Origin of the sequence: Streptococcus shenyangsis, assembly GCF_006385785.1 — a bacterium.
GTDB classification, from domain to species: domain Bacteria; phylum Bacillota; class Bacilli; order Lactobacillales; family Streptococcaceae; genus Streptococcus; species Streptococcus shenyangsis.
This window is the reverse complement of record NZ_VFSH01000005.1, coordinates 19,157-30,883: the sequence shown is the minus strand read 5'-3', so window position 1 is coordinate 30,883 and position 11,727 is coordinate 19,157. Positions and strand designations below refer to the sequence as shown.

At 41.8% G+C, this 11,727-nt stretch carries 14 protein-coding genes; 13 read left to right on the top strand and 1 reads right to left on the bottom strand.

Annotation, left to right across the window (positions count from 1 at the left end; genetic code table 11):
- Positions 1–63: 63 nt before the first annotated feature.
- The gene (locus FJR77_RS04940) at positions 64–864 is read right to left on the bottom strand and encodes an amino acid ABC transporter substrate-binding protein (protein ID WP_140833492.1); all 801 of its coding nucleotides are present in this window, start codon (positions 862–864) and stop codon (positions 64–66) included.
- A 171-nt stretch (positions 865–1,035) separates the two neighbouring features.
- On the opposite strand from FJR77_RS04940, the gene FJR77_RS04935 reads away from it, so the two are divergent.
- The 13 genes from FJR77_RS04935 to FJR77_RS04875 all read left to right on the top strand — a co-directional run bounded on the left by FJR77_RS04935 (position 1,036) and on the right by FJR77_RS04875 (position 11,661).
- Complete coding sequence (locus FJR77_RS04935) at positions 1,036–1,641, top strand: nitroreductase family protein (protein WP_140833490.1); 606 nt, start codon at positions 1,036–1,038, stop codon at positions 1,639–1,641.
- 12 nt (positions 1,642–1,653) lie between these two features.
- On the top strand, positions 1,654–3,054 hold the full coding sequence (gene pepV / locus FJR77_RS04930; RefSeq protein WP_140833488.1) for a dipeptidase PepV: 1,401 nt from the start codon (positions 1,654–1,656) through the stop codon (positions 3,052–3,054).
- A gap of 53 nt (positions 3,055–3,107) precedes the next feature.
- Entirely contained in the window at positions 3,108–3,695 is a 588-nt protein-coding gene (locus FJR77_RS04925; protein ID WP_140833487.1) for a uracil-DNA glycosylase family protein, read from the top strand.
- A 10-nt stretch (positions 3,696–3,705) separates the two neighbouring features.
- Positions 3,706–3,993: a rhodanese-like domain-containing protein gene (locus tag FJR77_RS04920; RefSeq protein ID WP_140833486.1), complete on the top strand. Its 288-nt coding sequence runs from the start codon at positions 3,706–3,708 to the stop codon at positions 3,991–3,993.
- 171 nt (positions 3,994–4,164) lie between these two features.
- Positions 4,165–5,490: a branched-chain amino acid transport system II carrier protein gene (gene brnQ, locus FJR77_RS04915; protein ID WP_181146599.1), complete on the top strand. Its 1,326-nt coding sequence runs from the start codon at positions 4,165–4,167 to the stop codon at positions 5,488–5,490.
- A 97-nt stretch (positions 5,491–5,587) separates the two neighbouring features.
- Complete coding sequence (locus FJR77_RS04910; protein WP_140833481.1) at positions 5,588–6,625, top strand: M42 family metallopeptidase; 1,038 nt, start codon at positions 5,588–5,590, stop codon at positions 6,623–6,625.
- Position 6,626: 1 nt separating this feature from the next.
- Positions 6,627–7,097 (top strand): HIT family protein, encoded by a 471-nt coding sequence (locus FJR77_RS04905; RefSeq protein ID WP_140833479.1) that lies wholly within the window; start codon positions 6,627–6,629, stop codon positions 7,095–7,097.
- Positions 7,098–7,099: 2 nt separating this feature from the next.
- Entirely contained in the window at positions 7,100–7,816 is a 717-nt protein-coding gene (ldcB, locus tag FJR77_RS04900; protein WP_140833477.1) for an LD-carboxypeptidase LdcB/DacB, read from the top strand.
- A 122-nt stretch (positions 7,817–7,938) separates the two neighbouring features.
- On the top strand, positions 7,939–8,364 hold the full coding sequence (gene rplK, locus FJR77_RS04895) for a 50S ribosomal protein L11 (protein ID WP_001085809.1): 426 nt from the start codon (positions 7,939–7,941) through the stop codon (positions 8,362–8,364).
- A 96-nt stretch (positions 8,365–8,460) separates the two neighbouring features.
- Positions 8,461–9,150, top strand: coding sequence for a 50S ribosomal protein L1 (rplA, locus tag FJR77_RS04890; RefSeq protein WP_001085672.1), 690 nt, complete (start codon positions 8,461–8,463; stop codon positions 9,148–9,150).
- Positions 9,151–9,335: 185 nt separating this feature from the next.
- Complete coding sequence (locus tag FJR77_RS04885) at positions 9,336–9,848, top strand: adenine phosphoribosyltransferase (protein WP_001049318.1); 513 nt, start codon at positions 9,336–9,338, stop codon at positions 9,846–9,848.
- A 182-nt stretch (positions 9,849–10,030) separates the two neighbouring features.
- Complete coding sequence (metA, locus tag FJR77_RS04880; protein ID WP_140833475.1) at positions 10,031–10,975, top strand: homoserine O-acetyltransferase MetA; 945 nt, start codon at positions 10,031–10,033, stop codon at positions 10,973–10,975.
- Between the two features lie 8 nt (positions 10,976–10,983).
- Positions 10,984–11,661 carry a DnaD domain-containing protein gene (locus FJR77_RS04875; RefSeq protein ID WP_140833474.1) on the top strand — a complete coding sequence of 226 codons (678 nt, stop codon included), beginning with the start codon at positions 10,984–10,986 and terminating at the stop codon, positions 11,659–11,661.
- Positions 11,662–11,727: the final 66 nt, after the last annotated feature.

Here is an 11,727-nt window from a genome sequence, read left to right as displayed (position 1 = left end):
TTTCCTAAAATAACCAATGCAAACTAAAAAAGCGATTGGCTGCTCCAATCGCTTTTATATATCTTATTGTAACTGAGATTTATCTGGGAGGTAAGAGCCACCTAGATAGGTATTGCTGAGTTTTTCAAGTGTTCCGTCTTGATAGAGTTCTTTGAGCGCTTTATCAAATTTCTCTTTAAACTCTTTTTGGTCGCTTGAGAAAACGATATAGTTGTTGGGGCTGTCGGCAGAAGGTAAATCAACGACTGAGAGATCTAAGCCACGGTCCTTGATAATCTTTTGAACCGATACCTTGTCAAAGACTAGGAAATCAAATTCACCGTTAGAGAGGTCTAGGATTCGTTTACCGATATCCTCACCAGAAAAATCAATTGTAGCGGGATTGTCAGTGTGTTTTTGATTCCAGTTATTGATGAATTGAGCGTTTGAAGTTCCAGTATCCTCTTGCGTTGTTTTACTAGCAATTTGGTCAAGTGAAGTCAGAGGCTTTTTCTTGTTGCTGACAAGGACGAGGGGATTGTTGGAAATTGGGAGTGAGTAAAGGTATTTTTCAGCACGCTCTTTTGTATAACTCAAGTTATTAGCTGCAGCCTGATAGTGACCAGAATCAAGTCCTGGGAAGATACTCTCCCAAGCAGTTCTTTGGAATTGAATCTCATAGTCGCTGAGTTTTTCATCTACTGCTTTTAGAACTTCGATGTCGAAGCCTGTCAGATTTCCCTTGTCTTCGTAGTCAAATGGCGGCACATCACCAGCTGTAGCAACGACGATTGTCTTTTGAGAGCTGGTTTCTTTAGGTGTAGCTTGATTTCCACAGGAAACCAATAATGGAAGGAAAGCAAGTAATAGGCTAAATTTTTTCATAATGTCTCCATTCAAATGTAAGTTATCTGCTAGTTTATCAGAAACTTTCCCGATGAACCAATATATATTTTTTATGGCTGTGATAAAAAAAACTTAATCATGAAAAATCCCTGCAAGCTCTTTCAAATTATGGTAGAATGGAAGCAGTAGAATTAGAAAAGGAAATCGATTATGAAATTTCTTGAATTAAATAAAAAACGTCATGCGACCAAGCATTTCACTGATAAGCAAGTGGATCCCAAAGATGTGCGTACGGCTATCGAAATTGCAACCTTGGCTCCAAGTGCCCACAACAGCCAGCCTTGGAAATTTGTGGTGGTTCGTGAGAAAAATGCTGAACTGGCAAAATTGGCTTACGGTTCCAACTTTGAGCAGGTATCATCAGCGCCTGTAACCATTGCCCTGTTTACGGATACAGACCTTGCCAAACGTGCTCGTAAGATTGCCCGAGTTGGTGGTGCTAACAATTTCTCAGAAGAACAACTTCAATACTTCATGAAAAATTTGCCAGCTGAATTTGCACGCTACAATGAACAACAAGTCAGCGACTACCTGGCCCTCAATGCAGGTTTGGTTGCCATGAACTTGATTCTCGCTCTTACAGACCAAGGAATTGGATCAAATATGATTCTTGGATTTGACAAATCAAAAGTCAACGAAGTTTTGGATATCGAAGACCGTTTCCGTCCAGAACTCTTGATTACAGTGGGTTACACAGATGAAAAATTGGAACCAAGCTACCGCTTGCCAGTAGATGAAATCATCGAGAAAAGATAGAAGGAAGATAATATGACAGCAATTGATTTTACAGCAGAAGTAGAAAAACGCAAAGAAGACCTCTTGGCTGACTTGTTTAGCCTTTTGGAAATCAACTCAGAACGTGATGACAGCAAGGCTGATGCCCAGCATCCATTTGGGCCTGGTCCAGTAAAAGCCTTAGAAAAATTCCTTGAAATCGCAGACCGCGATGGCTATCCAACTAAAAATGTTGATAACTATGCAGGACACTTCGAGTTTGGTGATGGAGAAGAAGTTCTCGGAATCTTTGCCCACATGGACGTGGTGCCAGCTGGTAGCGGTTGGAACACGGATCCTTATACACCAACTATCAAAGACGGTCGCCTCTACGCGCGTGGAGCTTCTGATGACAAGGGACCTACAACAGCTTGTTACTATGGTTTGAAAATCATCAAAGAATTGGGCCTTCCAACTTCTAAAAAAGTTCGCTTCATCGTCGGAACAGACGAAGAATCGGGCTGGGCAGACATGGACTACTACTTCGAGCACGTAGGACTTGCGAAGCCAGACTTTGGTTTCTCTCCTGATGCTGAGTTCCCTATCATCAACGGTGAAAAAGGAAATATTACAGAATATCTCCACTTTGCAGGTGAAAATGCAGGTGCTGCCCGTCTTCACAGTTTTACAGGTGGTTTGCGTGAAAACATGGTACCAGAATCAGCAACAGCGGTCGTTTCAGGTGATTTGGCTGACTTGCAAGCTAAACTAGATGCCTTTGTTGCAGAACACAAACTTAGAGGAGAACTTCAAGAAGAAAATGGTCAATACAAGGTGACGATCATCGGTAAATCAGCCCATGGTGCTATGCCTGCTTCAGGTGTCAATGGTGCGACTTACCTAGCCCTCTTCCTCAGCCAGTTTGACTTTGCAGGACCTGCAAAAGATTACCTTGATATCGCTGGTAAGATTCTTTTGAACGACCATGAGGGTGAAAGTCTTAAGATTGCTCATGTGGATGAAAAGATGGGTGCCCTTTCTATGAATGCGGGTGTCTTCCGCTTCGATGAGACAAGCGCTGATAATACCATTGCCCTTAATATTCGCTATCCAAAAGGAACAAGTCCAGAGCAAATCAAGTTAATCCTTGAAAACTTGCCAGTTGCTTCTGTTAGCCTTTCTGAACACGGTCATACCCCTCACTATGTGCCAATGGAAGATCCACTTGTACAAACCTTGTTGAATGTCTATGAAAAACAAACTGGTCTTCAAGGTCATGAGCAAGTTATCGGTGGTGGAACCTTTGGTCGCTTGTTAGAACGCGGAGTTGCCTATGGTGCCATGTTCCCAGACTCAATTGACACCATGCACCAAGCCAATGAATTTATCGCCTTGGATGATCTTTTCCGAGCAGCAGCAATCTATGCCGAAGCTATTTATGAATTGATCAAATAAAACGATAGAAGTCTGAGATGCTATGCTTAGACTTCTTTTTGGAGGGAAAGTAGATGTCTCAAATCGAAAGAATAAAGCAGGCTATCATGGCGGATCCGCAGAATGCCAGCTATACCGAGCGCGGAATAGAGCCTCTCTTTGCAGCGCCAAAGACTGCTCGCATCAATATCGTCGGTCAGGCACCGGGACTTAAAACCCAAGAAGCAGGGCTTTACTGGAAGGACAAAAGTGGTGACCGCCTGAGAGACTGGCTAGGTGTAGATGAAGATACCTTTTACAATTCAGGTTGTTTTGCGGTTTTACCCATGGATTTCTACTTTCCAGGGCATGGCAAGTCAGGTGATTTGCCACCGCGAGCAGGTTTTGCTGAAAAATGGCACCCGCAGCTCTTGCAAGAATTACCAGATATTCAGTTAACCCTTTTGATTGGGCAATATGCTCAAGCCTACTATTTACAGGAAAAAATCAGTGGCAAGGTGACAGAACGGGTAAAACATTACCAGAATTACTTACCAGCCTATTTTCCATTAGTTCACCCTTCACCTCGAAATCAAATCTGGATGGCCAAAAATCCTTGGTTTGAGTTAGAAGTGGTGCCAGACTTGAAAAAAAGAATTAAAACCATTTTCGAAGAGTATTAGGAGAAAAAGAATGAAAGAAATTAGCTTTGACGCATTTTACCAGCTTTACCAAAACGACCAACCTTCTCTAGTGGACGTGAGAGAAGTGGATGAGTTTGAAGCTCTTCATCTAGAAGGTGCCCACAACCTACCGCTGAGTCAGTTAGCTGATAGCTATAATCAGTTGGACAAGAACCAGTTGCATTATGTCATTTGTAAATCTGGGATGAGATCGGCGCGTGCTTGCCAATTCCTAGCTGAACAAGGTTATGAGGTTATCAATGTCCAAGGTGGTATGACTGCCTTTGAAGAACTTTGAACATTAGAATTTTCTCCTACTTGGTGTGATCTAGGTAGGAGAATGTTATTTTTAGATAATTCTTATTTTTGTGAATCTTGAAAACATTCAATATTTACTTCGTGAAGCTTTTTTCATACTCCTATTCATGATATACTAGGTCAGTATTTTATAAATATGAAGGAGATTTACATGGCTAAAAAAGGTGCCCTAACAGGTTTACTCCTGTTTGGAATATTTTTTGGTGCGGGGAACTTGATTTTTCCGCCTTCTCTGGGTGCTCTATCTGGAGAACATTTTCTTCCTGCTATCGCAGGTTTTGTCTTTTCAGGCGTCGGTATCGCCGTCTTGACCCTTATTATTGGAACGCTAAATCCTAAAGGATATATCTACGAGATTTCAACGAAGATAGCGCCTTGGTTTGCGACTCTTTACCTCTCAGTTCTTTACTTGTCAATCGGTCCATTCTTTGCTATCCCACGTACTGCTACAACAGCTTACGAAGTAGGGATTAGCCCCCTTTTATCGGATGCAAATAAAGGACTTGGCTTGATTGTCTTTACCCTTCTTTATTTTGCGGCAGCGTATTTAATCTCGCTTAATCCATCAAAAATCTTGGACCGTATCGGCCGTATTTTAACACCAGTCTTTGCAATCTTGATTGTTATCTTGGTTGTTTTAGGAGCTATCAAATACGGTGGAACAAGTCCTCAAGCTGCTTCAGCTGCTTATCAAGCTTCTGCCTTTGGTACAGGTTTCCTAGAAGGTTATAATACCTTGGATGCCCTTGCTTCGGTTGCCTTCAGTGTAATCGCAGTTCAAACCTTGAAACAACTTGGATTTTCAAGTAAGAAAGAATACATTTCAACTATTTGGGTTGTTGGTATCGTTGTAGCCCTTGCTTTCAGCGCTCTTTACATCGGTTTAGGTTTCCTTGGAAATCATTTCCCAGTACCAGCTGAAGCGATGAAGGGTGGAACACCAGGTGTTTACATCTTGTCACAAGCAACTCAAGAAATCTTTGGTTCAACAGCTCAAATCTTCCTTGCAGCTATGGTTACTGTAACCTGCTTCACAACTACAGTTGGTTTGATTGTGTCAACTGCTGAGTTCTTTAATGAGCGCTTCCCACAAATCAGCTACAAGGTTTATGCGACAGCCTTTACCTTGATTGGATTTGCCATTGCTAATTTGGGTCTTGATGCGATTATCAAGTACTCAATTCCTGTACTGGTTATCTTGTACCCAATCACCATTGCCATCGTTATGATTGTCATTGTGAATAAATTTGTGGCTCTTTCAAAACCAGGTATGCAGTTGACAATTGCTGTGGTTACAGCTATTGCCATTGCAAGCGTACTAGGAAGCTCGTTTAAGGTTGAGTTTCTTGCAAACCTTGTTAACGCTCTTCCTTTTGCTAAAGCATCTCTCCCATGGTTGGTGCCAGCCATTGTCGGAATCTTGCTCTCATTGGTTCTACCAAACAAGCAAGAAAGCGATGTTTTTGAAATGGAATAATCACTAAAATCACTTTTGTAGCCAAGTCTACAGGAGTGATTTTCTTTTTTTATCCGATGATAAATGTGTTATAATAGGTAGCAAAAGAGGTGAAGAAATGAATCAAACAGTAGAATATATCAAAGGACTGACAGCCATTGCGTCGCCAACGGGTTTTACTCGTGAAATTTCGGACTATTTAGTCAAGACTTTAGAAGGTTTTGGTTACCAGCCGGTTCGCACAGCCAAGGGTGGTGTCAATGTGACCATCAAAGGTCAAAATGATGAAGAACACCGCTATGTGACTGCCCATGTGGATACGCTTGGTGCCATTGTCCGCGCTGTCAAACCAGACGGCCGTCTCAAATTGGACCGTATCGGTGGTTTTCCTTGGAATATGATTGAAGGAGAAAACTGTACCGTTCATGTGGCTAGTACAGATCAAAAGCTATCAGGCACCATCCTCATCCACCAAACTTCTTGCCATGTCTACAAGGATGCAGGAACTGCAGAACGCACCCAGGACAATATGGAAGTGCGTTTGGATGCAAAAGTGACCAATGAAAAAGAAACTCGTGCCTTGGGGATTGAGGTTGGTGATTTTATCAGCTTTGACCCACGAACTGTCGTGACAGAGACAGGATTTATCAAGTCTCGTCATTTGGACGATAAGGTCAGCGCAGCGATTTTGCTTAACCTACTTCGCATTTATAAGGAAGAGAAGATTGAATTGCCAGTAACAACCCATTTTGCTTTTTCAGTCTTTGAAGAAGTGGGGCATGGTGCTAACTCTAATATTCCTGCTCAGGTAGTAGAATATCTGGCTGTGGATATGGGAGCTATGGGGGATGATCAGCAAACAGATGAGTACACAGTGTCTATCTGTGTCAAGGATGCTTCAGGACCTTATCACTATGACTTCCGTCAACATTTGGTTGCCTTGGCTAAAGAGCAAGATATTCCATTTAAGCTGGACATCTATCCATTTTATGGTTCGGACGCTTCGGCAGCTATGTCTGCAGGTGCAGAAGTCAAACACGCCCTTCTCGGTGCTGGTATCGAGTCTAGCCATTCATATGAACGCACTCATATTGACTCGGTGGTCGCAACAGAGCGTATGGTTGATGCTTACCTTAAGAGCGGGTTGGTAGACTAATATGTGCCTTATTTGCCAGAGAATTGAGCTCATTAAAGCTGGGGACAATCCTTACTTTGTCAAAGAGTTGGAAACAGGCTATCTTGTGATTGGAGATCACCAGTATTTTTCAGGCTATAGTCTCTTTCTAGCCAAGGAACACGTCACGGAATTGCACCATTTAGAAAAGGAAATGAGACTCCGTTTTCTAGAAGAAATGAGTTTAGTCCAAGAGGCAGTTGCCAAGGCCTTTGCTGCCGAGAAAATGAATATCGAACTGCTAGGAAATGGCGATGCCCATCTTCATTGGCATCTGTTTCCTAGACGAAGAGGTGATATGAATGGTCACGGTCTCAAGGGACGTGGTCCAGTCTGGTGGGTTCCCTTTGAAGAAATGACAGCAGAAACCTGTCAAGCAAAACCGGATGAGATTAAAAGATTAGTCGAATGTTTATCGTTAGAAGTAGATAAACTATTAGAAATAAAGGAGTAGAAATGAAAAAAAGATACCTTGTCTTGACAGCTTTGCTAGTCTTGAGTCTAGCAGCTTGTTCACAAGAAAAAGCAAAAAATGAAGATGGCGCAGCTAAGACAGAACAAACAGCTAAAGCTGATGGAACAGTCGACAGTAAATCTCAAGGAGCTTCCCAGAAAAAAGCGGAAGTGGTCAATAAAGGAGACTACTATAGCATTCAAGGAAAATACGATGAAATCATCGTAGCCAATAAACACTATCCATTGTCGAAAGACTACAATCCAGGGGAAAATCCAACAGCCAAGGCAGAGTTGGTCAAACTCATCAGAGCTATGCAAGAGGCAGGTTTCCCCATTAGCGATCATTACAGTGGCTTTAGAAGTTATGAAACTCAGACCAAGCTCTATCAAGATTATGTCAATCAAGATGGGAAAGAAGCTGCCGACCGTTATTCTGCCCGTCCTGGCTATAGCGAGCACCAGACAGGCTTGGCTTTTGATGTGATTGGGACAAATGGTGATTTGGTGACAGAAGAAAAAGCGGCCCAGTGGCTCTTGGACCATGCGGCTGATTATGGCTTTGTTGTCCGTTATCTCAAAGGCAAGGAAAAGGAAACAGGCTATATGGCTGAAGAATGGCATCTTCGTTATGTTGGAAAAGAAGCAAAAGAAATAGCTGCAAGTGGTCTCAGTTTGGAAGAGTATTACGGCTTTGAAGGCGGAGATTACGTCGATTAAAAAATAAACTTTTCTCTTGCAATTCTAGATAAATAGTGTATAATAGATGGGTATGTGAAAAGCATACTTGTGGGAGGTAAAAATATTTAATTACCGCCAAAACCACAAAGGAGGATTTAAAAATGGCTAAAAAAGTCGAAAAACTTGTAAAATTGCAAATCCCTGCTGGTAAAGCTACACCAGCTCCACCGGTTGGACCTGCTCTTGGTCAAGCTGGTATCAACATCATGGGATTCACAAAAGAGTTCAACGCTCGTACTGCTGACCAAGCTGGTATGATCATTCCAGTTGTTATCTCAGTATACGAAGACAAATCATTTACTTTCGTTACAAAAACACCACCAGCTGCTGTTCTTTTGAAAAAAGCTGCAGGTGTTGAAAAAGGATCAGGGACACCTAACAAAACTAAAGTTGCTACAGTTACTCGTGCGCAAGTACAAGAAATTGCAGAAACTAAGATGCCAGATTTGAACGCAGCAAACGTAGAGTCTGCAATGCGTATGATCGAAGGTACTGCTCGTTCTATGGGATTCACTGTTGTTGACTAATCAATAACATCCCTATATAACCCGCAAGACTTCATCATTTCGAGAAGTGACGTGGGAGATGAAAATCGATTGAACCACTTACAAGGAGAATAGAAAATGGCTAAAAAAAGCAAACAACTTCGTGCTGCTCTTGAGAAGATCGACAGCACAAAAGCATACAGCGTTGAAGAAGCTGTAGCTCTTGCAAAAGAAACTAACTTTGCAAAATTCGATGCAACTGTAGAAGTTGCTTACAACTTGAACATTGACGTTAAAAAAGCTGACCAACAAATCCGTGGAGCAATGGTATTGCCAAACGGTACTGGTAAAACAGCTCGCGTTCTTGTATTTGCACGTGGTGCAAAAGCTGAAGAAGCAAAAGCTGCTGGTGCAGACTTCGTTGGTGAAGACGACCTTGTTGCTAAAATCAACGACGGTTGGTTGGACTTCGACGTAGTTATCGCAACACCTGACATGATGGCTCTTGTTGGACGTCTTGGACGTGTCCTTGGACCACGTAACTTGATGCCAAACCCTAAAACTGGTACTGTAACAATGGATGTTGCTAAAGCAGTTGAAGAGTCTAAAGGTGGTAAAATCACTTACCGTGCGGACCGTGCAGGTATCGTACAAGCGATCATCGGTAAAGTTTCATTTGAAGCTGACAAGTTGGTTGAAAACTTCAAAGCATTTAACGAAACAATCCAAAAAGCTAAACCAGCTACTGCTAAAGGAACTTACGTAACAAGCTTGACAATCACAACTACTCAAGGTGTTGGTATCAAGGTTGACGTTAACTCACTTTAATCAGTAGTTTATATCAGAGGACGAGTACGAAAGTGCTCGTTTTTGTATGTAAGTTATAGTCTCTATAAAATGATTGTCTTATTTGGCTTATAGGGTGAGTAGCAAATGAAATACTGTTTTCTCTTCCTTCTTTACTAGAAAATATGGTATAATAGGGAGTAGAAAACTTTGAAAGAAAGAAAAAGATGAATTTAAAAGATTACATTGCAACAATTGAAAATTATCCAAAGGAAGGGATTACCTTCCGTGATATCAGTCCTTTGATGGCTGATGGGAATGCTTATAGCTATGCTGTTCGTGAAATCGTTCAATATGCTACTGACAAGAAAATTGATATGATCGTAGGGCCTGAGGCTCGTGGATTTATCGTGGGTTGTCCAGTTGCCTTTGAGTTGGGAATTGGTTTTGCGCCTGTTCGTAAGCCAGGAAAATTGCCACGCGAAGTTATTTCTGCTGACTATGAAAAAGAGTACGGTGTTGATACCTTGACTATGCACGCGGATGCCATCAAGCCAGGTCAACGTGTTCTTATCGTAGATGACCTCTTAGCAACAGGTGGAACTGTTAAGGCAACCATCGAGATGATTGAAAAACTTGGCGGTGTTGTGGCAGGTTGTGCCTTCCTTGTTGAATTGGATGAATTGAACGGCCGTGAAAAAATCGGTGACTACGATTACAAAGTTCTTATGCATTATTAATGAAAAACAGTCCCTAGGGCTGTTTTCTCTACATTAGGATATAAAAATAGACTATAGCTAGTTAGAGAAAAACTATAATTGAAAACTATATCTTCTTGCAGTATAATAAAAGGACTAGGTGTTTGAGATTTGGCTTCAAACATATGCAATTATTCCTGAAAGAATACAGTTAGGAGAAGGTTATGCCGATTCGAATTGATAAAAAATTGCCAGCTGTTGAGATTTTACGGACAGAGAATATCTTTGTCATGGATGATCAACGTGCGGCCCACCAAGATATCCGTCCCTTGAAGATTTTAATTTTAAATCTCATGCCACAGAAAATGGTCACAGAAACCCAGTTGTTGCGCCATTTGGCTAATACGCCCCTGCAACTGGATATTGATTTTCTCTATATGGAGAGCCATCGTTCTAAAACGACTCGTTCAGAGCACATGGAGACCTTTTATAAAACTTTTCCTGAAGTCAAGGATGAGTATTTTGATGGGATGATTATTACTGGGGCCCCAGTTGAGCATTTACCATTTGAGGAAGTGGACTATTGGGAGGAATTTAGTCGGGTGCTTGAGTGGTCCAAGACCCATGTTTATTCGACCCTTCATATCTGTTGGGGGGCTCAGGCTGGTCTTTATCTACGCTATGGAGTGGAAAAACACCAGATGGACAGTAAGTTATCGGGTATCTATCCTCAGGACACTTTAAAGGAAGGGCACCTTCTCTTTAGAGGCTTTGATGATAGCTATGTATCCCCTCATTCTCGACACACGGAGATTTCTAAGGAAGAGGTCTTAAATAAGACAAATCTCGAGATTTTATCAGAGGGCCCTCAGGTTGGTGTTTCGATTTTGGCAAGTCGTGATTTACGAGAAATTTATAGTTTTGGGCATTTGGAATATGACCGTGATACCCTGGCAAAAGAGTATTTTAGGGATTGTGATGCAGGTTTCGACCCACATATTCCAGAAAATTACTTTAAGGATGATGATGTTAATCAGACACCTTGTCTTTGTTGGTCTTCGTCAGCAGCCCTCTTTTTCAGTAACTGGGTAAACTATGCGGTCTATCAGGAAACGCCTTTTGACTGGAGAAAAATTCAAGATGATGCATCCGCATTTGGATATTTATAAGAGGATTTATGACATATTTAGACGCTTTTAAATCAGGGAACTTGGTTTTACCGAGTGCCCTGCTCTTGTATTTTAAGGAACTCTTTCCTTCTAGCGACGATTTTCTGGTCTGGCAATTTTTCTATTTGCAAAATACGACAGGTTTGGAAGAAATGTCGCCAAGCCAGATTGCTGACAGGATTGGCAAGGAAATTTCGGATGTCAATCAGGCTATTTCCAATCTGACAGAGAGGGGACTGCTTCAGTATCGAACCATCGAATTGAATGGTGAAATCGAATTGCTTTTTGATGCTAGCTTGGCTTTGGAACGTTTGGATGACTTGCTTGGAGTTGCTCATTCAAGTTCAGACAAGTTGACACCTCAAAATCAGCTCAAGGATTTGGTAGAAACCTTCCAGCAGGAGTTGGGACGCTTGTTGACACCTTTTGAGATTGAGGATTTGACTAAGACACTAAAGGAAGATGGAACCAGTGCTGACTTGATTAAGGAAGCTCTTCGTGAAGCTGTTTTGAATGGGAAACCAAACTGGAAGTACATTCAGGCTATTTTGAGAAACTGGCGCCATGAAGGTATCAAAAGTGTGGCTCAAATTGAGGCTAAGCGGGCAGAGAGAGAAGCAAGCAATCCTCAGTTGACACAGGTATCTGCAGATTTCAGAAATGCTATGGATCTCTGGAAGGATTAATCCATGTCAGCAGGCTTGAAATTTGAGTAAGATTTGCAAGCTGTGTCTAATTGTGATAAAATAAAT